This is a genomic window from Exiguobacterium sp. s7 (genome assembly GCF_018618195.1).
Classification (GTDB): domain Bacteria; phylum Bacillota; class Bacilli; order Exiguobacteriales; family Exiguobacteriaceae; genus Exiguobacterium; species Exiguobacterium mexicanum_A.
On sequence record NZ_JACSLO010000015.1, the window covers coordinates 19,404 to 40,978 of the forward strand.

The window sequence follows — 21,575 nt, forward strand, 5'->3', positions numbered from 1 at the left end:
GTCTGAGAGGTGAATCAGTTGACTGGTCAACTTGTTCAGTACGGTCGTCACCGTCAGAGAAGAAGCTTTGCCCGTATCAGTGAGGTATTAGAGCTTCCGAATTTGATTGAAATTCAAACTGCTTCTTACGAGTGGTTCTTACGTGAAGGATTGAAAGAGATGTTTACGGACATTTCGCCAATCTCCGACTTCACTGGAAACCTTGTGCTCGAGTTCATCGATTATTCGCTCAGTGAGCCGAAGTATTCGATTGATGAATCGAAGGAGCGAGACGTTACTTACTCTGCGCCATTGCGCGTAAAAGTACGTCTGCAAAACAAAGAAACAGGTGAGCTCAAAGAACAAGAAGTGTTCATGGGAGATTTCCCACTCATGACAGAATCGGGAACATTTATCATTAACGGTGCAGAACGCGTTATCGTTTCCCAGCTTGTTCGTTCGCCGAGCGTTTATTACAACGCTAAACTCGATAAAAACGGTAAGCGTGGTTTCGGTGCGACAGTCATTCCGAACCGCGGTGCATGGCTCGAACTTGAGACAGATGCTAAAGATATCGTTTACGTTCGTATCGACCGTACCCGTAAGATCCCGGTAACGGTGTTGTTGCGTGCCCTCGGATTCGGTACGGACCAAGAGATTATCGACCTTCTCGGGGATGATGAATATCTTCGCAATACCCTTGAAAAAGATAATACAGAATCAACAGAAAAAGCGTTGATCGAAATTTACGAGCGTCTCCGCCCTGGTGAACCACCAACGGTTGAGAACGCGAAGTCACTTCTCGTATCTCGTTTCTTCGACCCAAAACGTTACGACCTTGCAAACGTCGGTCGCTACAAGATGAACAAAAAACTTCATCTTAAAAACCGTCTCTTCGGTCAAAAATTGGCCGAGACGCTCGTTGATCCAGAAACAGGCGAAGTCATCGCTGAAGCTGGAACAATCCTCGATCGTCGCAACCTTGACCGCGTTCTTCCACATTTGGAAAACGGCCTCGGTTATATGGATGCTGAGCCGACAGGCGGCGTCGCTGAAGGTGAACCGTTCGGTCTTCAATCGATCAAAGTTATCTCACCAGATGACCCAGATGGAGAGCGTATCTTGAACATTATCGGTAACGGCAATATCGACCGCAGCGTGAAACACATCACGCCGGCTGATATCATCGCATCGATCAACTACTTCTTTAACTTGCTACACGAAGTCGGAACAACAGATGACATCGACCACCTAGGAAACCGTCGTCTTCGTTCAGTCGGAGAACTTCTCCAAAACCAATTCCGGATCGGGCTTTCTCGTATGGAACGTGTTGTTAAAGAGCGGATGTCGATTCAAGATCAAAACGCGATCACACCACAGGCACTCATCAACATTCGCCCGGTAATCGCGTCGCTAAAAGAGTTCTTTGGTAGCTCGCAGTTGTCACAGTTCATGGACCAAACAAACCCGCTCGCAGAGCTCACGCACAAGCGTCGTCTCTCTGCACTTGGACCGGGTGGTTTGACACGTGAGCGTGCCGGTTTCGAAGTTCGAGATGTTCACTATTCGCACTACGGTCGGATGTGTCCAATCGAAACACCAGAAGGACCGAACATCGGTCTCATCAACTCGCTTTCGTCTTATGCGAAAGTAAACGAGTACGGCTTCATCGAAGCACCGTACCGTCGAGTCGACCCAGAAACAGGTCTCGTCACGAGCGAGATTCAATATATGACGGCGGATGAAGAAGATCTCTACGTCGTCGCCCAGGCGAACATGCCGCTTACAGAAGAAGGCGGTTTCGCCAACGAACAAGTCCTTTGCCGTTTCCGCGGACAAAACTTGTCAGTTGAGCCAAACCGAGTCGATTACATGGACGTTTCGCCGAAACAGGTTGTTTCTGCCGCGACGGCATGTATCCCGTTCCTCGAGAACGATGACTCGAACCGTGCCCTCATGGGAGCGAACATGCAACGTCAAGCTGTACCGCTTCTTCAACCTGATTCACCGATTATCGGTACTGGTATGGAGTACGTGTCAGCGAAAGACTCTGGAGCCGCGATTATCGCGAAATTCCCAGGTGTCGTCGAGCGTGTCACAGCGCGCGAAATCTTGGTCCGCCGCACGTCTGACGTGAACGGTTCTGAGGTGTCGGGTGACCTTGACCGCTACAAACTTCAAAAGTATGTTCGTTCGAACCAAGGGACATGCTACAACCAGAAGCCGATCATCGCTGCTGGCGACCGTGTCGAAAAAGGAGAAATCCTTGCTGACGGTCCATCGATGGATATGGGTGAGCTCGCGCTCGGCCGTAACGTCGTTGTCGCCTTCATGACATGGGACGGTTACAACTATGAGGATGCGATCATCATGAGTGAGCGTCTCGTGAAAGATGACGTGTACACATCGATTCATATCGAAGAGTACGAGTCAGAATCACGCGACACGAAACTCGGACCTGAGGAAATCACACGTGATATTCCAAACGTCGGCGATGACGCGCTTCGCAACTTGGACGATCGTGGAATCATCCGCATCGGTGCGGAAGTCAAGGATGGCGATATCCTCGTCGGTAAAGTAACGCCTAAAGGTGTGACTGAATTGACGGCGGAAGAGCGTCTCTTGCACGCGATCTTCGGTGAGAAAGCACGTGAAGTCCGTGATACGTCACTCCGTGTACCAAACGGCGGCGACGGCATCATCTTGGACGTCAAAGTGTTCGATCGTGAAAACGGTGACGAACTCTCACCAGGCGTGAACCAAATGGTTCGTGTCTACATCGTTCAAAAACGTAAGATTCACGAAGGGGATAAGATGGCGGGACGTCACGGTAACAAAGGTGTTATCTCGCGGATCCTCCCTGAAGAAGACATGCCATACATGCCGGACGGCACACCGATTGACATCATGCTTAACCCACTAGGTGTACCATCACGGATGAACATCGGTCAGGTACTCGAACTCCACCTTGGAATGGCGGCTAAAAAGCTCGGCATCAAAGTGGCGACACCTGTATTCGATGGTGCGCGTGAGGAAGACGTATGGGCAACGATTGAAGAAGCTGGAATGGACAAAGATGCCAAGACTCGTCTCTATGACGGTCGTACTGGTGAAGCGTTCGATAACCGCGTCTCGGTCGGTGTCATGTATATGATCAAACTCGCGCACATGGTTGATGATAAACTTCACGCTCGTTCGACAGGACCATACTCGCTCGTCACACAACAACCGCTCGGTGGTAAAGCACAGTTCGGTGGACAGCGTTTCGGTGAGATGGAAGTATGGGCACTTGAAGCGTACGGCGCAGCCTACACGCTCCAAGAGATCCTTACAATCAAGTCGGATGACACGGTTGGTCGTGTGAAAGCATACGAGGCCATCGTGAAAGGTGAGAGCGTTCCGAAAGCGGGCGTTCCTGAATCGTTCCGCGTCTTGATCAAAGAGCTCCAAGCGCTCGGTATGGAAGTCAAGATGATGTCTGCGGACGATGAAGAAGTTGAAATGAAAGATGAAGATGACGACAACATCCCGAACGCAACATCGGCGTTAGAACAAGTCGTTCAACCGACTGTTACGGAAGAGGAATAAGGCGAAAAGGGAGGTCGGCCCCTTGGTAGATGTTAATCGATTTGAATATATGAAAATCGGCTTGGCTTCACCTGAGAAGATCCGTTCGTGGTCTTACGGGGAAGTCAAAAAGCCGGAAACGATCAACTATCGTACACTCAAACCAGAGAAGGACGGATTGTTCTGTGAACGAATCTTCGGTCCTACGAAAGACTGGGAATGTTACTGCGGAAAGTACAAACGGATCCGTTATAAAGGAGTCATTTGTGACCGCTGTGGCGTTGAAGTGACGAAAGCGAAAGTGCGTCGCGAGCGTATGGGCCATATCGAGCTCGCGGCACCAGTTTCGCACATCTGGTACTTCAAAGGGATTCCAAGCCGAATGGGGCTTGTTCTCGACATGTCACCACGTGCACTCGAAGAAGTGATCTACTTCGCGTCGTACGTCGTGACGGAGCCAGGTGACACTCCGCTCGAGAAGAAACAACTTCTCTCGGAAAAAGAATACCGTCTCTACCGTGAAAAATACGGTAGTGACTTCAAAGCAGACATGGGTGCGGAAGCAATCCGGACACTCCTTCAAGACGTGCAACTCGAGAAGGAAGTCGGAGAACTCCGCGAAGAATTGAAGACAGTTCAAGGTCAGCGTCGTACACGTGCGATTAAACGCCTTGAAGTGCTCGATGCATTCTTCACATCAGGCAATGATCCAGATTGGATGATCCTCGAAGTACTTCCTGTCATTCCGCCTGAGCTTCGCCCGATGGTGCAGCTCGACGGTGGACGCTTTGCGACATCTGACTTGAACGATTTATATCGTCGAGTCATCAACCGTAACAACCGTCTCAAACGTTTGCTCGACCTCGGCGCGCCGAACATCATCGTGCAAAACGAGAAGCGTATGCTTCAAGAAGCGGTTGACGCCCTCATCGACAATGGTCGTCGTGGTCGTCCGGTAACAGGTCCAGGTAACCGTCCATTGAAATCACTTTCACACATGTTGAAAGGGAAACAAGGTCGTTTCCGTCAAAACCTTCTTGGTAAACGGGTCGACTATTCAGGACGTTCAGTTATCGTCGTTGGACCGAACTTGAAGATGTACCAGTGTGGTCTCCCGAAAGAGATGGCGCTTGAACTCTTCAAACCGTTCGTGATGAAAGAACTTGTCGGTCGCGGCATTGCTTCGAACATCAAGAACGCCAAACGTAAAATTGAGAAGATGCAACCAGAAATCTGGGGCGTCCTCGAAGAAGTCATTCGTGAGCACCCGGTTCTCTTGAACCGTGCCCCTACGCTTCACCGCCTAGGGATTCAAGCTTTCGAACCGATTCTCGTCGAGGGTCGTGCGATTCGTCTTCACCCGCTCGTATGTACGGCCTACAACGCCGACTTCGATGGTGACCAAATGGCGGTCCACGTACCACTTTCTGCCGAAGCGCAAGCCGAAGCTCGTCTTCTTATGCTTGCGGCGCAAAACATCTTGAACCCGAAAGATGGGAAACCAGTCGTTACACCATCGCAGGATATGGTCCTCGGTAACTACTACATCTCGCTTGAACGCGACGATGCCATCGGACAAGGGAAAGTGTTGTCGAACGTGAACGAAGCGCTCATCGCGTATCAAAATGGCTACGTCCACTTGCATACACGTGTGGCTCTTCCAGCACGTACGCTCAACAACCCGACGTTCACAGATGAGCAAAACGAGAAATTGTTGATCACAACGGTCGGTAAGATGATCTTTAACGAGATCTTGCCGAACACGTTCCCATACTTGAACGAACCGACGATGGAAAACTTGCAGGAAGCAACGCCTGATAAGTACTTCATCGACAAAGGTGCCAACGTGGCGGAAGAAATCGCCTCACGTCCACTCATCGAACCGTTCAAAAAAGGATTCCTTGGAAAAGTCATCGCGGAAGTGTTCCAGAAGTTTGAAACGACTGAAACAAGCCGCATGCTTGACCGGATGAAAGATCTCGGCTTCAAACACTCGACGAAAGCCGGTGTGACGGTCGGAATCGCTGATATCATCGTTCTTCCGGACAAACAAGAAATCCTCGATGAAGCGCAAGCCCAAGTCGATCAAATCATGAAGTCATTCCGCCGCGGTCTCATCACTGAAGATGAGCGTTACGAGCGCGTTGTACGCTCTTGGAACGAAGCGAAAGATGAGATTCAATCACGATTGATGAAATCCCTCAATCGCTTGAACCCAATCTTCATGATGTCTGACTCAGGTGCCCGTGGTAACGCGTCCAACTTCACGCAGCTCGCAGGGATGCGTGGTTTGATGGCCGCTCCATCTGGCCGCATCATCGAACTTCCGATCAAATCTTCATTCCGTGAAGGTCTGACGGTACAGGAATACTTCATCTCGACACACGGTGCGCGTAAAGGTCTTGCCGATACAGCCCTTAAGACGGCTGACTCAGGTTACTTGACGCGTCGTCTCGTTGACGTAGCCCAAGATGTCATCATCCGTGAAGAAGATTGTGGAACGGACCGCGGGATCCGTGTCGCCGCTCTCCGCGAAGGCACGGAAGAAATCGAAAACTTGTATGACCGCCTCGTCGGCCGTACAGCGTTCGAGACAGTGGCACATCCGGAAACGGGTGAAGTCATGGTCGAGAAGAACCAATTGATTACCGAAGATCTCGCTCGCGACATCGTCGACGCTGGAATCGAACGAGTTGAAATCCGGACAGCCTTTACATGTAACACGTCACACGGCGTATGTAAAAAATGTTACGGCCGCAACTTGGCGACTGGCTCGAACGTTGAAGTCGGCGAAGCTGTCGGAATCATCGCCGCGCAATCAATCGGTGAGCCAGGAACGCAGCTTACAATGCGTACCTTCCACACAGGTGGGGTAGCCGGAGATGATATCACACAAGGTCTTCCGCGTATCCAAGAGGTATTCGAGGCTCGTAACCCGAAAGGGCAAGCGGTCATCTCGGAAATCCCGGGTACGGTCATCGATTTCACAGAATCGCGTGACAAACGTGAACTCACGGTCGAAGGACTTAGCGAGACACGTACGTACACGATTCCGTTTGGAGCACGTCTTCGTGTTCAAATCGGAGATACGGTAGAAGCTGGGGAAGTCTTCACGGAAGGTTCGATCGATCCGAAAGAATTGCTCGCCGTCCGTGGTGTATCTGGCGTACAAAACTACCTTCTCCAAGAAGTACAAAAAGTTTACCGGATGCAAGGGGTAGAGATCGGCGACAAACACGTCGAAGTTATGGTTCGCCAAATGCTTCGCCGCGTCAAAGTCATCGAGTCTGGTGATACGCCGCTCCTCCCTGGTTCGCTCGTCGACATCAGCGTCTTCAAAGAAGCATGTAAAGATGCACTCCGCGAAGGCAAGAGCCCGGCAACAGCGAAACCGGTCCTTCTCGGAATCACGAAAGCGTCGCTTGAGACAGATTCGTTCCTCTCGGCCGCTTCGTTCCAAGAAACAACTCGTGTGTTGACAGATGCTGCCATCAAAGGCAAGCGCGACTATCTTCTCGGACTCAAAGAGAACGTCATCATCGGGAAACTCGTTCCAGCTGGTACTGGGATGCCGGTTTACCGCGATGTACAGCTCAAAGAAGATGAGACGAAAGCCGTCCTCGAAGACACGACTGTAGAATAAAAACGTCTTGACAGCATAGGTTGGCGGTGCTACTATGATTTAGTGCCGCCAATCGGTTGTTGTCGATGACAACGGTGTCCAGCAGTCGGCAAGCTACTCGGACGTCACCCGATCTTTCTTCGGAAAGGTTTGGCTGCTATTATTGCCACTTTCAAGGTATAACTCACGTTTTTGCGAGGTCATGGAATGCCTACGCCTCGTAAAAGCGTTTCGTTATGACCTTAAATGAACCACCCGGGTCGGTGGGTCTAGAAAATAGCATAATTCAGGAAGGGAGGATCTTCAAAGATGCCTACTATCAACCAGTTAGTCCGTAAAGGACGTAAATCGAAAGTCGTTAAATCTGACTCTCCAGCACTTAACAAAGGTTACAACAGTTTCATCAAGTCACAAACAAACGTGAGCTCGCCACAAAAACGTGGTGTTTGTACACGTGTTGGTACAATGACTCCGAAGAAACCGAACTCGGCATTACGTAAGTATGCTCGTGTTCGTTTGACTAACCAAATCGAAGTGACTGCGTACATTCCAGGTATTGGCCACAACCTTCAAGAGCACAGCGTTGTTCTTATCCGTGGAGGACGTGTAAAAGACTTACCAGGGGTACGTTACCACATCGTTCGTGGTGCGCTTGACACTGCAGGTGTGGACGGACGTATGCAAGGCCGTTCTAAATACGGTACGAAACGTCCGAAAGCTGCGAAGAAGTAATTCTCGCTAACTAAAAACTACTGAAATTTTGAAAGGAGGGTACTCGGATGCGTAAAAACCGTGCAGAACGTCGTGACGTTATCGCAGATCCGATCTACAACTCGAAATTGGTAACTCGCCTCATTAACCGTGTCATGTTAGACGGTAAAAAAGGTACAGCTCAAACTATCATTTACAACGCATTTGGCCTCATCGCTGAACGCTCAGGCAAAGAGCCTATGGAAGTGTTCGAAGAAGCAATGAACAACATCATGCCTGTACTTGAAGTTAAAGCTCGCCGTGTTGGTGGAGCAAACTACCAAGTTCCTGTTGAAGTTCGTCCAGAGCGCCGTACGACACTTGGTCTTCGTTACCTCGTGAACTACGCTCGTCTCCGCAACGAGAAAACGATGGAGCAACGTATCGCGAACGAAATCATGGATGCAGCCAACAACACTGGTGCGTCTGTTAAGAAACGCGAAGACATGCATAAGATGGCAGAAGCGAACAAAGCGTTTGCTCACTATCGTTGGTAAGTTAAACGTAAAGACCACTCCACGTCACCAAGCGGTGGCTTAATGGAGTGGCTTTCGGGTATAATCATATCGTGTGCCAGCACACGAAAAACACATGCGGAAGGAGAATACCCAGTATGGCAAGAGAATTCTCCCTAAAGAATACTCGTAACATCGGGATCATGGCTCACATCGATGCCGGTAAGACGACAACAACTGAACGTATTCTTTATTACACAGGTCGTATCCATAAAATTGGTGAAACTCATGAAGGAGCTTCACAAATGGACTGGATGGAGCAGGAGCAAGAGCGTGGAATCACGATCACTTCTGCTGCGACAACTGCACAGTGGAATGGCCACCGTGTAAACATCATCGATACACCTGGACACGTAGACTTCACGGTTGAAGTTGAACGTTCACTCCGTGTACTTGATGGCGCAGTTGCAGTACTTGACGCTCAGTCAGGTGTTGAACCACAAACAGAAACTGTATGGCGTCAAGCGACGACTTACGGTGTTCCACGTGTCGTATTCGTCAACAAGATGGATAAGATCGGTGCGGACTTCTTGTACTCGGTGAAAACACTTCACGAGCGCTTGCATGCAAATGCACACCCAATCCAACTTCCAATCGGTGCGGAAGACGAATTCAAAGGAATCGTCGACCTCGTCGAAATGAAGACGTACATGTACTCGAACGACCTCGGTACTGACATCGAAGTAACAGATGGCTTCCCAGCTGACATGGCTGACCAAGCTGAAGAACTTCGCGGTCAATTGATCGAAGCGGTCGCAGACTACAACGAAGAGTTGATGATGAAATACCTCGAAGGCGAAGAGATCTCAATCGACGAACTCAAAGCTGGTATTCGTAAAGCAACACTCAGCGTAGAATTCTACCCTGTACTCGTTGGTTCGGCCTTCAAAAACAAAGGTGTTCAATTGATGTTGAACGCTGTTGTTGATTACCTCCCATCACCAGTTGATGTTGAGTCAATCAAAGGGATCAACCTCGACACAGAAGAAGAAATCACGCGTGAGCCTTCAGATGACGCGCCGTTCTCGGCACTTGCGTTCAAAGTCATGACGGATCCTTACGTCGGTAAATTGACGTTCTTCCGTGTGTACTCTGGTACAGCACAAGCTGGTTCGTATGTGAAGAACTCGACTAAAGGCAAGCGTGAGCGCCTCGGTCGTATCCTTCAAATGCACGCGAACAGCCGTGAAGAGATTCCAATGGTATACGCTGGTGACATCGCCGCGGCTGTTGGTCTCAAAGATACTACGACTGGTGATACACTTTGCTCAGAGAAAGACAACGTCGTTCTCGAGTCAATGACATTCCCAGAACCAGTTATCTCGGTCGCTATCGAGCCTAAATCGAAAGCTGACCAAGACAAGATGGGTCAAGCCCTCGCGAAACTCGCAGAAGAGGATCCAACTTTCCGCACTGAAACAAACCAAGAGACTGGTCAAACAATCATCTCTGGTATGGGTGAGCTTCACCTTGATATCCTCGTTGACCGTATGCGTCGCGAATTCAAAGTAGAAGCAAACGTCGGTGCACCACAAGTTGCTTACCGTGAGACAATCCGTGGCGCTGCGAAGATCGATTCGAAATTCGTACGTCAATCTGGTGGACGCGGTCAGTACGGTCACGTTGTCGTAGAATTCGAGCCGAACGAAGAAGGCGCTGGATTCGCATTCGAGAACAAGATCGTCGGTGGTGTTGTACCACGTGAATACGTCCCAGCTGTTCAAAACGGGATTGAAGAAGCTCTCGAAAACGGTATCCTCGCTGGTTACCCAGTAGTTGACGTTAAAGCTGCCCTCGTCTTCGGATCGTACCACGATGTCGACTCGAACGAGATGGCGTTTAAAGTTGCTGCTTCGATGGCGGTTAAACAACTTAAGGAGCAAGCGAAAGCTGTTATCCTTGAGCCAATGATGCGTGTTGAAGTTGTCATCCCAGAAGAATACTTGGGAGATATCATGGGTGACGTCACGTCACGCCGTGGACGCGTAGAAGGTATGGAAGCACGCGGTAACGCTCAAGTCGTTAAAGCAATGGTTCCACTTTCAGAAATGTTCGGCTATGCGACATCGCTTCGTTCACGTACGCAAGGACGCGGAACGTACTCGATGCACTTCGATCACTACGAAGAAGTACCGAAGTCAATCGCAGAAGAAATCATCAAAAAAGCGAACGGCTAATAACGGTTGTAACGCTTAATTGATTGTTGTAAGCTAAGGAGGACGTATGTTAAAAGTAGCCTACGTCTTCCTAGTTAAATAAAAAACTAATTGTCTAATAGAGGAGGAATCTAGAATGGGTAAAGAAAAATTCGACCGTTCTAAACCGCACGTTAACGTTGGTACAATCGGCCACGTCGACCACGGTAAAACAACTTTGACTGCAGCGATCTCAGCTGTACTTTCAAAAGCACAAGGGAAAACAGCTACAAAGTTTGACGCAATCGATGGTGCTCCTGAAGAGCGTGAGCGCGGTATCACAATCGCAACAGCTCACATCGAGTACGAAACAGAAAAACGCCACTATGCACACGTTGACTGCCCAGGTCACGCTGACTATGTTAAAAACATGATCACTGGTGCTGCACAAATGGACGGCGCGATCCTCGTTGTTTCGGCAACTGATGGCCCAATGCCACAAACACGTGAGCACATCCTTCTTTCACGTCAAGTAGGTGTTCCTTTCATCGTCGTATTCATGAACAAAGTTGACATGGTTGACGACGAAGAACTCCTTGAGCTCGTTGAAATGGAAATCCGTGAACTTCTTTCTGAATATGACTTCCCAGGCGACGACCTCCCTGTAATCAAAGGTTCAGCACTTGGCGCGCTTAACGGCGAAGCTCAGTGGGAAGAAAAAATCATGGAACTCATGAACGCAGTTGATGAGTACATCCCTGAGCCAGTTCGTGACACGGACAAAGAATTCATGATGCCAGTTGAGGACGTATTCTCAATCACTGGTCGCGGTACTGTAGCGACTGGTCGTGTTGAGCGTGGTGTTCTCCGCGTCAACGACGAAGTTGAAATCGTTGGTCTTACAGAAGAAACTAAGAAAACTGTATGTACTGGTGTAGAGATGTTCCGTAAGCTTCTCGACTACGCTGAAGCTGGCGACAACATCGGTGCTCTTCTCCGTGGTGTATCACGTGAAGACATCGAGCGTGGACAAGTACTTGCTAAGCCAGGTTCAATCACGCCGCACTCAAAATTCAAAGCTTCAATCTACGTTCTTTCTAAAGAAGAGGGTGGCCGTCACACGCCATTCTTCGCGAACTACCGTCCGCAGTTCTACTTCCGTACAACTGACGTAACAGGTATCGTTCACCTTCCAGAAGGTACTGAAATGGTAATGCCAGGAGACAACATCGAGTTGACGATCGAATTGATTTCTACAATCGCGATCGAAGACGGAACACGTTTCTCAATCCGTGAGGGTGGCCGTACAGTAGGCGCTGGTTCAGTAACTGAAATCATCGAGTAATCGATTGATTCACTGACCTTTCAAGCAGTCCGCATTTTGCGGGCTGCTTTTTTGTTTTGTGGCAAGACGTGGTAAGATGGGACATATGTCGAACGAAAGGGGAGACGAAGATGGAGAAGCAAGTCGAAACGTTATGTCGGCTGAACGGGATCGCGTGTCGGTTCGGTGGGTCGACGTTACTGAAGCATCATGGGCTAATTGAAACGGCGAACGACTTGGATGTGTTTGTCGAACCGGATCAATTCGAGCGAGTCGATCAAGTACTGAGCCGTGCTGGAAAGAAAGTCGAGTCGACGCCTCATCCAGATTACGTGACGACCTATTTTGGCGAATATGAGTTCGAGGGCGGAGACATTGATGTGATGGCCAGCTTTCGGATGAAGTGCACCGATGGGATCTATACACATCCATATATTGAACCGGTCGGCAGTTGGATGCATCTCGAAGAGTGGGTCGTACTGTATACGGTAATGAACCGTATCGATAAGCTTGAACGGTTAAGTCAATACTTCGAGACTCATCCAATGAATGAAACGATCGTCCAAACCTGCTTGAAACGAGCCCCAGCCTCGGTCATCGAATCCGTCACGGAACGCTTCGGAGCACGTATGAAACGCTAGGTAGAGTTGGCATGGCGGTTCTTGTAACAAATAGTTCAACAAAAGAAGGAAAATAGCTTGCAAATGGGTTCAAATCTTGTTACATTAGTGAACGTTGAACAACTCATCAGACATCCGGCGCAATTTAAAAATCAAATCTTGCATTTCATATGTAGATTCGATATAATGATTAAGTGTTTGTGCGAGTGGTGAGAGACTTTACAGCAGAAATCGGGTCCAATCGTTGATTTGCAATGATCGGATACCTCTGCTGACACAAGCACGCTGCGATGAAGCGGGAGGTTATGACACGCCAGGCAGCTTTGCCATGGCCGGTGTGGAAATTTCCGCGGAGAACTGTCTATTTTTAAAAATAGGCGACAAAGGAGGGGAACTTACATGGCAAATGAAAAAATCCGTATTCGTTTAAAAGCATACGACCATCGCGTACTCGATCAATCAGCTGAGAAAATCGTTGATACTGCGAAGCGTTCAGGTGCAAAGGTTTCGGGACCAATCCCGCTTCCAACTGAAAAATCGATCTACACGATCCTTCGTGCGGTTCACAAGTACAAAGATGCTCGTGAGCAGTTCGAGATGCGTACACACAAACGCTTGATCGACATCGTTAACCCAACACCAAAAACGGTTGATGCGCTTATGCGCCTCGAATTACCATCAGGTGTTGACATCGAAATCAAACTTTAATTCTTCATATAGTAGATACTAGCCAGAAGAGACAATAATTATTAAACAGGAGGTGTATCTCATGGCTAAAGGAATCTTAGGAACAAAACTTGGTATGACTCAAATCTTCAACGAAGCAGGCGAAGTCGTACCGGTAACAGTAGTTGCTGTCGAAGGAAACGTTGTGCTTCAACTTAAAACAGTTGAAACAGACGGTTACGAAGCAGTTCAACTCGGTTTCGGCGACATCAAAGAATCACGTCAAAACAAACCGGCAAAAGGTCACGCTGCGAAAGCAAACGCGACACCTAAGCGCTTCATGAAAGAGATTCGTACTTCAGTAGAAGGATACGAAATCGGTCAAGAGATCAAGGCGGACATTTTCGCTGCAGGTGAATTAGTAGACGTAACAGGTACATCGAAAGGTAAAGGATTCCAAGGTGCGATCAAGCGTCACGGACAATCACGTGGACCAATGGCTCACGGTTCGCGCTACCACCGTCGTCCTGGTTCGATGGGTCCTGTAGCTCCTAACCGCGTATTTAAAGGGAAGCTTCTTCCTGGTCAAATGGGTGGCGAGCGTAAAACGATTCAAAACCTTGAAGTTGTCAAAGTTGACGCGGAACGCGGCCTTGTACTCGTTAAAGGCGCAATCCCAGGCGCTCGCAAGTCGAACGTCATCATCAAAACAGCGGTAAAAGGTAACTAATTAACTGCACGGAAAGGAGGAATTACGAATGCCTAAAGTAGCTTTGCTTAACCAAACAGGTTCACAAGTTGGCGAGATCGAATTGGTAGAAGCCATTTTCGGTATCGAGCCTAACGACTCAGTACTTTACGACGCGATCGTCATGCAACAAGCATCACGCCGTCAAGGTACTCACGATACGAAAGGTCGCTCGGAAGTACGCGGTGGCGGCCGTAAACCATGGAAACAAAAGGGAACTGGTCGTGCGCGCCAAGGTTCTATCCGCTCACCACAATGGGTTGGTGGTGGTACAGTCTTCGGTCCAACACCACGTTCATACTCTTACAAGCTTCCTAAAAAAGTTCGTCGTTTAGCACTTCTCTCGGCGCTTTCGTCGAAAGTGAAAAACAACGAAATGATCGTCCTCGAAGGCCTTGCTTTCGATGCACCAAAAACAAAAGACATGGCTGCTGTTTTGAACAGCTTGTCAGTAGAACGTAAGGCTCTTGTAGTCACAGCGGACTACAATGAGACTATCGCTCTCGCAGCTCGTAACATCCCAGGAGTGACTGTGATCGAGGCAGCAGGCGTTAACGTTCTTGACCTCGTTGCTAACGACAAAGTCATCTTCACTAAAGATGCGGTTGCGAAGGTAGAGGAGGTGCTTGCATAATGGCTCAAGCATACGATATCATCAAACGTCCTATCATCACTGAGCGTTCTGTTAGCCTCATGGAAGCTAACAAATACGTTTTCGAGATCGACGTTAAAGCGACTAAATCGCAAGTGAAGTACGCTATCGAAACAATCTTCAATGTGAAAGTTGCTTCGGTAAACACAATGAACATGAAACCGAAAGCGAAACGTGTCGGTCGTCACTCTGGTTACACAGCTCGTCGTAAAAAAGCGATCGTAACCCTTGCTGAAGGCAACACAATCGACTTCCTCGGTTAATTTACTACCTTAGAAGAAAAGGAGGGAATCCTCGATGGCAATTAAAAAGTTTAAGCCGACCACTAACGGTCGCCGTAACATGACATCTCTCGACTTTGCAGAGATCACAACGAACCGTCCTGAAAAATCGTTAACTGAAAAGCTTTCGAAAAAAGGCGGTCGTAACAACCAAGGTCGTTTGACTGTACGTCACCAAGGTGGCGGGCACAAACGCAAATACCGTATCATCGATTTCAAACGTAACAAAGATGGCATCGTCGGACGCGTTGCTACGATCGAATACGATCCAAACCGTTCAGCGAACATCGCCCTCATCAACTATGCAGATGGTGAGAAACGTTACATCCTCGCTCCTAAGGGCATCAAAGTAGGCATGGAAATCATGTCTGGTCCTGAGGCGGATATCAAAGTGGGGAACGCTCTTCCACTCGTGAACATCCCTGTCGGTACTACTATCCACAACATCGAGCTTAAGCCTGGTAAGGGCGGTCAGCTTGTTCGTGCGGCTGGTGCATCGGCACAAATCCAAGGACGTGACGGCAAGTACGTCATCGTTCGTCTTCAATCAGGTGAATCACGCTTGTTCCTCGGCACTTGCCGCGCGACAGTCGGTTCAGTTGGTAACGAAGAACACGAACTCGTAAACATCGGTAAAGCAGGACGTTCACGTTGGTTAGGCAAACGCCCAACAGTACGTGGTTCTGTAATGAACCCGGTTGATCACCCACACGGTGGTGGTGAAGGTCGTGCGCCAATCGGTCGTTCGGGCCCACTTACTCCTTGGGGTAAACCAGCTCTTGGTCTTAAAACTCGTAAGAAAAACAAATCGAGCGACATGTACATTCTTCGTCGTCGCAAGAAATAATTACTACATGATTCTCGGGCGGTTCGAAAGAGCCGTTCCCGAATCATTCCAAAGGGAGGTTCTATCATGGGTCGCAGCTTGAAAAAAGGTCCATTCGCAGATCACCATTTGCTCGCTAAAGTTGACAAACTCAACGAATCTGGTGAGAAGCAAGTCATCAAAACTTGGTCACGTCGCTCGACAATCTTCCCAGAATTCATGGGTCACACGTTCGGTGTACACGATGGTCGTAAACACGTACCAGTATTCGTGACAGAAGACATGGTCGGTCACAAACTTGGTGAATTCGCTCCAACACGCACGTACAAAGGTCACGGATCAGACAAGAAAACGAAACGGTAATTTGAGGGGAGGTCAAATCCATGCAAGCTAAAGCATCAGCTAATATGGTCCGTCTTGCTCCTCGCAAAGCACGTCTCGTTGTAGACTTAATTCGCGGGAAACAAGTCGGCGAAGCGCTCTCTGTCCTTGCTCACACGAACAAGGCAGCGTCGCCAATCGTTGAAAAAGTATTGAAGTCAGCGATTGCAAACGCAGAGCACAACTACGATATGAATATTGAGAACCTTGTGGTGTCGGAAATCTACGTCAACGAAGGTCCAACACTCAAACGCTTCCGCCCACGTGCGATGGGTCGCGCAAGCCGTATTAACAAACGCACAAGCCACATCCACATCGTGGTAACTGAGAAATAAGGAGGGATATGTAGTGGGTCAAAAGGTAAATCCGCACGGTCTTCGCGTTGGTATTATCAAAGACTGGGATTCGCGTTGGTACGCTGAGAAAGACTACGCAGATCTCCTTCATGAAGACTTCGTTATTCGTGAATACATCGAAAACAAAATGAAGGATGCTAGTATTTCTAAAGTAGAAATCGAACGCGCTGCAAATCGCGTGAACATTTCGCTTCACACTGCGAAACCAGGTATGGTTATCGGTAAGGGTGGTTCGGAAATCGAGTCACTCCGCAAAAACATCATCAAGCTTGCTGAAGGCAAACGTGTTCACATCAACGTTGTTGAAGTGAAAAACGCGGACGCTGTCGCTAAACTTGTTGCTGAAAACATCGCTCGTCAATTGGAAGGCCGTGTGTCATTCCGTCGTGCAATGAAACAATCAATCCAACGTTCGATGCGCACTGGCATCAAAGGGATCAAAACAGAAGTTTCTGGTCGTCTTGGTGGCGCTGATATCGCTCGTTCAGAGAAGTACTCGGAAGGAACAGTTCCACTTCACACACTCCGTGCCGATATCGATTACGGAACAGCTGAAGCTGACACAACTTATGGTAAAATCGGAATTAAAGTCTGGTTGTACCATGGTGAAGTTCTTCCAACAAAAAACAACACAGCTAAAAACGCTGAATAATAAACACTCTTTCAGGAAGGAGGCAACACACTATGTTGTTACCTAAACGCGTGAAATATCGTCGTGTACACCGTGGTAAAATGCGCGGAAATGCAAAACGCGGCACAACAGTACATTTCGGTGAATTCGGTCTCCAATCGCTCGAAGCGAGCTGGATCACAAACCGTCAAATCGAATCAGCACGTATCGCAATGACACGTTATATGAAACGTGGTGGTAAAGTGTGGATCAAGATCTTCCCACACAAACCATACACGAAAAAGCCTCTCGAAGTCCGAATGGGTTCGGGTAAAGGTGCTCCAGAAGGCTGGGTAGCTGTAGTTAAGCCTGGCAAAGTAATGTTCGAAATCGCGGGTGTATCTGAGGAAGTTGCACGTGAGGCACTTCGTCTTGCAGCGCACAAACTTCCAGTGAAATGTAAGTTCGTGAAACGTGAAGAAAATGGTGGTGATACGAATGAAAGCAACTGATCTCCGTCAATCAACAACTGAAGAGCTCAACGGTAAAGTAGGCGAGTGGAAAGAAGAACTCTTTAACCTTCGTTTCCAATTAGCTACAGGTCAGCTTGAGAATCCTGCTCGTATCCGTGAAGTACGCAAGTCGATTGCGCGTGCTAAAACGATTCTTCGTGAACGCGAACTCGGCATCAACAACGGCTAATCTAATCGGATTCTTTAAGAGGAGGTAACACTCATGGAACGCAATAAGCGTAAAGTACTCACTGGACGCGTCGTGTCTGACAAAATGGACAAAACGATCGTCGTTGCAGTTGAAACAAAAGTACGTCATAAGCTTTATGGCAAACGTGTAAACTACACGAAGAAATTTAAAGCGCACGATGAGAACAATGTCGCTAAAATCGGCGATGTCGTCCGCATCGCGGAAACACGTCCGCTTTCTAAAGACAAACGTTTCCGTCTCGTAACAGTAGTAGAAGAATCAGTAATCATCTAATAACAGTTCGGATCTATAAACATCCGGAGGGAGGTACACTCGCATGATTCAACAAGAATCTCGCTTGAAAGTAGCAGACAACTCTGGCGCGCGTGAACTGTTGACAATTAAAGTCCTCGGTGGTTCAGGTCGTAAGACTGCCAACATCGGTGACATCATCGTCGCGACGGTAAAACAAGCAACACCAGGTGGCGTTGTTAAAAAAGGTGACGTTGTCAGAGCAGTTGTCGTTCGTACAAAACGCGGCGCTCGTCGTAAAGATGGTTCGTACATCCGTTTCGATGAGAACGCAGCAGTCATCATCAAAGATGACAAGAGCCCACGCGGCACTCGGATCTTCGGGCCAGTTGCACGTGAACTTCGTGAAAAAGAATTCATGAAGATCGTTTCGTTGGCACCGGAAGTACTTTAATTTCCAATTTCAATCCTATAAGGAGGTGCGCAAAACGATGCATGTTAAAAAAGGCGATACAGTCCAGGTAATGTCTGGTAAAGATAAAGGCAAGCAAGGGGTTATCCTCAAAGCTATGCCAAGCAAGAACCGCGTAGTCGTAGAAGGTATCAACGTGATTAAAAAACACTCGAAACCATCACAAGCGAATCCACAAGGCGGTATCCTTGAAATCGAAGCACCAATTCACGTCTCGAACGTCATGCCACTCGACCCTAAAACGGGCAAACCGACTCGCGTTGGTTTCAAAGTAGTCGATGGTAAAAAAGTTCGTGTCGCGAAATCGGGCGAAGTACTCGATAAATAAGAAGAACGTGACGAAAGGAGGTCCATTCGACTATGAACCGTTTGCAAGAGAAGTATAAAAGCGACATCGTGAAAGCGATGATGGATAAATTCAACTATGACTCAGTCATGCAAGTCCCGCAGGTCGACAAGATCGTCATCAACATGGGTGTAGGTGACGCTGTTTCGAACTCGAAGGCTCTTGACATGGCAGTGGAAGAATTATCAATTCTTTCTGGTCAAAAACCACTCGTAACGAAGGCTAAGAAATCAATCGCTGGTTTCAAACTTCGTGAAGGCATGCCAATCGGTGCGAAGGTTACTCTTCGTGGCGAGCGTATGTACGATTTCCTCGACAAATTGGTAACTGTTTCACTTCCACGTGTACGTGACTTCCGCGGTGTATCGAAGAAAGCATTCGACGGACGCGGTAACTACACGCTTGGTGTGAAAGAGCAACTTATTTTCCCTGAGATCGATTACGATAAAGTAACGAAAGTACGCGGTATGGACATCGTTGTTGTTACAACAGCGAACACAGACGAAGAAGCTCGTGAATTGCTCACACTTCTCGGAATGCCATTCCAAAAATAATCTAAAGGGAGGTCGACAACATGGCTAAAAAGTCAATGGTGAATCGCGAACACAAACGCGAGAAACTCGTTGCCCAGTACGCTGAGAAACGTGCACAATTGAAAGCTGAAGGCGACTACATCGGACTCAGCAAATTGCCACGTAACTCTTCACCTGTACGTCTTCATAACCGTTGCCGTATCACAGGTCGTCCACATGGTTACATGGGTAAATTCGGGATCAGCCGTATCAAGTTCCGTGATCTTGCATACAAAGGTCAAATCCCTGGTGTTAAAAAAGCAAGCTGGTAATCCACTAACAGTGTGAAAGGAGGTACATCGCATGGTAATGACAGACCCAATTGCAGATATGCTTACACGTATCCGTAACGCTAACATGGTTCGCCATGAAAAATTAGAGCTTCCAGCTTCTAATATCAAACGTGAGGTTGCAGAGATCCTCAAGCGTGAAGGTTTCATTCGCGATGTTGAATATATCGAGGACGCTAAGCAAGGTACACTTCGTCTGTTCCTTAAATACGGAGCAAACAACGAACGTGTTATCACTGGTCTCAAACGCATTTCGAAACCAGGTCTTCGTGTATACGCAAAAGCTGATGAAGTACCAAAAGTACTCGGAGGACTCGGTATCGCAGTTCTTTCGACATCAAAAGGTCTTATGACTGATAAAGAAGCTCGCCAACAACAAGTCGGCGGCGAAGTGCTCGCCTACATCTGGTAAGTCACTTTTCTAACAAGAACGGAGGTGTAATCAATGTCACGTATTGGTAAAAAACCAGTTACGATTCCAGCTGGCGTTACTGTCACGGTTGCAGAAGACAACACGGTCACAGTAAAAGGTGCTAAAGGTGAACTTTCGCTTTCAGCTAACCCAGCCTTGGAAATCAAAGTTGAAGAGAACGAATTGAACGTCGTTCGTCCGGATGACTCGAAAGAGAACCGTACGATCCACGGGACGACACGTGCCCTTATCGCCAACATGGTGGAAGGTGTGTCTAACGGATTCCAGAAAACACTTGAGATCTCAGGGGTTGGTTACCGTGCAGCTAAGCAAGGTAACAAACTCGTCCTCAGCCTCGGTTACTCGCACCCAATCGAGTACGTTGCTGAAGAAGGTATCGAGATCGAAGTTCCTTCAAACACGCAAATCGTCGTTAAAGGGATTAACAAAGAGCGCGTCGGTCACGTTGCAGCTCAAATCCGCTCGTACCGTGCTCCAGAACCTTACAAAGGTAAAGGTGTTCGTTACTCTGATGAACGTATTCGCCGTAAAGAAGGTAAGACTGGTAAGTAATTCGTCACGAAATGAACGGAAAGGAGTGGCATAAATGATCACAAAAGCAGACAAAAATGCAGTTCGTAAGAAACGTCATGCTCGTGTACGTCGTACGATCACGGGGACAGCAGCTCGTCCACGTTTGAACGTATTCCGCTCGAGCAAGCACATCTACGTTCAACTCATCGATGATGCAGCACAAACAACGCTTGTGTCAGCATCTTCGAAAGATAAAGCTCTCGATCTTACAAACGGCGGCAACGTTGAAGCAGCGAAAGCTGTTGGTAAACTTGCAGCTGAACGTGCACTCGAGAAAGGTATCGACACTGTTGTGTTCGACCGTGGTGGATACCTCTATCATGGCCGCGTCAAAGCTGTTGCTGAAGCAGCTCGTGAAGCAGGTCTTAAATTCTAACAAAAAGGAGGGGACACTCGATGCGCCAGTTAGACGTTAACATGGAACAACTTGAAGAACGCGTTGTTACCGTAAACCGCGTCGCGAAAGTCGTGAAAGGTGGCCGTCGCTTCCGTTTCGCCGCTCTCGTCGTCGTAGGTGACAAAAATGGTCACGTCGGTTTCGGTACAGGTAAGGCACAAGAGGTGCCAGAAGCGATCCGCAAGGCTATTGAAGCCGCTAAGAAAAACATGGTTCAAGTACCGATGGTCGGTACAACAATTCCACACGAAATCACAGGAGTATTCGGAGCAGGTCGTGTATTCATGAAACCAGCTTCTGAAGGTACTGGGGTTATCGCTGGTGGTCCAGTTCGTGCAGTGCTCGAACTCGCAGGTGTAGGTGACATCCTTTCGAAATCGCTTGGATCTAACACACCAATCAACATCGTCCGCGCGACGGTTAAAGGCTTGACAGAGCTTAAAAAAGCAGAGGAAGTTGCTAAACTACGCGGTAAAAGCGTAGAAGAACTTCTTAAATAAGGGAGG

At 48.3% G+C, this 21,575-nt stretch carries 26 protein-coding genes; all 26 read left to right on the forward strand.

Annotated elements, in window-relative coordinates:
* Positions 1 to 18 precede the first annotated feature (18 nt).
* The 26 genes from rpoB (at position 19) to rpsE (ending at position 21,569) form a co-directional block, all read left to right on the forward strand.
* Positions 19 to 3,567, forward strand: coding sequence for a DNA-directed RNA polymerase subunit beta (rpoB, locus tag KNP79_RS13855; protein ID WP_034781750.1), 3,549 nt, complete (start codon positions 19 to 21; stop codon positions 3,565 to 3,567).
* A gap of 22 nt (positions 3,568 to 3,589) precedes the next feature.
* On the forward strand, positions 3,590 to 7,189 hold the full coding sequence (gene rpoC, locus KNP79_RS13860) for a DNA-directed RNA polymerase subunit beta' (protein ID WP_034781713.1): 3,600 nt from the start codon (positions 3,590 to 3,592) through the stop codon (positions 7,187 to 7,189).
* A gap of 288 nt (positions 7,190 to 7,477) precedes the next feature.
* Positions 7,478 to 7,900: a 30S ribosomal protein S12 gene (rpsL, locus tag KNP79_RS13865; RefSeq protein WP_012727683.1), complete on the forward strand. Its 423-nt coding sequence runs from the start codon at positions 7,478 to 7,480 to the stop codon at positions 7,898 to 7,900.
* 47 nt (positions 7,901 to 7,947) lie between these two features.
* Positions 7,948 to 8,415 carry a 30S ribosomal protein S7 gene (rpsG, locus tag KNP79_RS13870; protein WP_021066600.1) on the forward strand — a complete coding sequence of 156 codons (468 nt, stop codon included), beginning with the start codon at positions 7,948 to 7,950 and terminating at the stop codon, positions 8,413 to 8,415.
* A gap of 116 nt (positions 8,416 to 8,531) precedes the next feature.
* Positions 8,532 to 10,610: an elongation factor G gene (fusA, locus tag KNP79_RS13875; RefSeq protein ID WP_214755078.1), complete on the forward strand. Its 2,079-nt coding sequence runs from the start codon at positions 8,532 to 8,534 to the stop codon at positions 10,608 to 10,610.
* Between the two features lie 115 nt (positions 10,611 to 10,725).
* Positions 10,726 to 11,913 carry an elongation factor Tu gene (tuf, locus tag KNP79_RS13880; protein ID WP_131437953.1) on the forward strand — a complete coding sequence of 396 codons (1,188 nt, stop codon included), beginning with the start codon at positions 10,726 to 10,728 and terminating at the stop codon, positions 11,911 to 11,913.
* 110 nt (positions 11,914 to 12,023) lie between these two features.
* Entirely contained in the window at positions 12,024 to 12,533 is a 510-nt protein-coding gene (locus KNP79_RS13885) for a nucleotidyltransferase family protein (protein WP_214755080.1), read from the forward strand.
* Between the two features lie 378 nt (positions 12,534 to 12,911).
* Complete coding sequence (gene rpsJ / locus KNP79_RS13890) at positions 12,912 to 13,220, forward strand: 30S ribosomal protein S10 (RefSeq protein ID WP_012727678.1); 309 nt, start codon at positions 12,912 to 12,914, stop codon at positions 13,218 to 13,220.
* Between the two features lie 61 nt (positions 13,221 to 13,281).
* Complete coding sequence (rplC, locus tag KNP79_RS13895; RefSeq protein ID WP_034781707.1) at positions 13,282 to 13,908, forward strand: 50S ribosomal protein L3; 627 nt, start codon at positions 13,282 to 13,284, stop codon at positions 13,906 to 13,908.
* 28 nt (positions 13,909 to 13,936) lie between these two features.
* Positions 13,937 to 14,560, forward strand: a complete 624-nt coding sequence (gene rplD / locus KNP79_RS13900; protein ID WP_215192822.1) for a 50S ribosomal protein L4 — start codon at positions 13,937 to 13,939, stop codon at positions 14,558 to 14,560.
* Complete coding sequence (gene rplW / locus KNP79_RS13905; protein WP_034781704.1) at positions 14,560 to 14,841, forward strand: 50S ribosomal protein L23; 282 nt, start codon at positions 14,560 to 14,562, stop codon at positions 14,839 to 14,841. Before rplD ends, rplW begins: the two co-directional genes overlap by 1 nt.
* 34 nt (positions 14,842 to 14,875) lie before the next feature.
* Positions 14,876 to 15,706 (forward strand): 50S ribosomal protein L2, encoded by an 831-nt coding sequence (gene rplB / locus KNP79_RS13910; protein ID WP_034781701.1) that lies wholly within the window; start codon positions 14,876 to 14,878, stop codon positions 15,704 to 15,706.
* A gap of 66 nt (positions 15,707 to 15,772) precedes the next feature.
* Complete coding sequence (gene rpsS, locus KNP79_RS13915; protein ID WP_012727673.1) at positions 15,773 to 16,048, forward strand: 30S ribosomal protein S19; 276 nt, start codon at positions 15,773 to 15,775, stop codon at positions 16,046 to 16,048.
* Positions 16,049 to 16,068: 20 nt separating this feature from the next.
* Positions 16,069 to 16,401, forward strand: coding sequence for a 50S ribosomal protein L22 (gene rplV / locus KNP79_RS13920; protein WP_034781699.1), 333 nt, complete (start codon positions 16,069 to 16,071; stop codon positions 16,399 to 16,401).
* 13 nt (positions 16,402 to 16,414) lie between these two features.
* A complete protein-coding gene (gene rpsC, locus KNP79_RS13925) occupies positions 16,415 to 17,074 on the forward strand; it encodes a 30S ribosomal protein S3 (RefSeq protein WP_034781696.1) in 660 nt (219 codons plus the stop codon).
* Positions 17,075 to 17,106: 32 nt separating this feature from the next.
* Positions 17,107 to 17,544, forward strand: a complete 438-nt coding sequence (rplP, locus tag KNP79_RS13930) for a 50S ribosomal protein L16 (RefSeq protein WP_016508922.1) — start codon at positions 17,107 to 17,109, stop codon at positions 17,542 to 17,544.
* Entirely contained in the window at positions 17,531 to 17,734 is a 204-nt protein-coding gene (gene rpmC, locus KNP79_RS13935) for a 50S ribosomal protein L29 (RefSeq protein ID WP_012727669.1), read from the forward strand. Before rplP ends, rpmC begins: the two co-directional genes overlap by 14 nt.
* Before the next feature lie 33 nt (positions 17,735 to 17,767).
* Complete coding sequence (gene rpsQ, locus KNP79_RS13940; protein WP_021066611.1) at positions 17,768 to 18,028, forward strand: 30S ribosomal protein S17; 261 nt, start codon at positions 17,768 to 17,770, stop codon at positions 18,026 to 18,028.
* A gap of 43 nt (positions 18,029 to 18,071) precedes the next feature.
* Positions 18,072 to 18,440, forward strand: a complete 369-nt coding sequence (gene rplN / locus KNP79_RS13945) for a 50S ribosomal protein L14 (RefSeq protein ID WP_012727667.1) — start codon at positions 18,072 to 18,074, stop codon at positions 18,438 to 18,440.
* Positions 18,441 to 18,477: 37 nt separating this feature from the next.
* Entirely contained in the window at positions 18,478 to 18,786 is a 309-nt protein-coding gene (gene rplX / locus KNP79_RS13950; protein ID WP_021066612.1) for a 50S ribosomal protein L24, read from the forward strand.
* Positions 18,787 to 18,818: 32 nt separating this feature from the next.
* The gene (rplE, locus tag KNP79_RS13955) at positions 18,819 to 19,358 is read left to right on the forward strand and encodes a 50S ribosomal protein L5 (RefSeq protein WP_016508927.1); all 540 of its coding nucleotides are present in this window, start codon (positions 18,819 to 18,821) and stop codon (positions 19,356 to 19,358) included.
* 20 nt (positions 19,359 to 19,378) lie between these two features.
* Positions 19,379 to 19,648: a 30S ribosomal protein S14 gene (gene rpsN, locus KNP79_RS13960; RefSeq protein ID WP_034781694.1), complete on the forward strand. Its 270-nt coding sequence runs from the start codon at positions 19,379 to 19,381 to the stop codon at positions 19,646 to 19,648.
* A gap of 31 nt (positions 19,649 to 19,679) precedes the next feature.
* The gene (gene rpsH / locus KNP79_RS13965) at positions 19,680 to 20,078 is read left to right on the forward strand and encodes a 30S ribosomal protein S8 (RefSeq protein ID WP_215192823.1); all 399 of its coding nucleotides are present in this window, start codon (positions 19,680 to 19,682) and stop codon (positions 20,076 to 20,078) included.
* A 33-nt stretch (positions 20,079 to 20,111) separates the two neighbouring features.
* On the forward strand, positions 20,112 to 20,651 hold the full coding sequence (gene rplF / locus KNP79_RS13970) for a 50S ribosomal protein L6 (RefSeq protein ID WP_034781691.1): 540 nt from the start codon (positions 20,112 to 20,114) through the stop codon (positions 20,649 to 20,651).
* Between the two features lie 34 nt (positions 20,652 to 20,685).
* Positions 20,686 to 21,048, forward strand: coding sequence for a 50S ribosomal protein L18 (rplR, locus tag KNP79_RS13975; RefSeq protein ID WP_012727661.1), 363 nt, complete (start codon positions 20,686 to 20,688; stop codon positions 21,046 to 21,048).
* 20 nt (positions 21,049 to 21,068) lie between these two features.
* Positions 21,069 to 21,569, forward strand: a complete 501-nt coding sequence (gene rpsE, locus KNP79_RS13980; RefSeq protein WP_021066616.1) for a 30S ribosomal protein S5 — start codon at positions 21,069 to 21,071, stop codon at positions 21,567 to 21,569.
* The last annotated feature ends 6 nt before the right edge of the window (positions 21,570 to 21,575 follow it).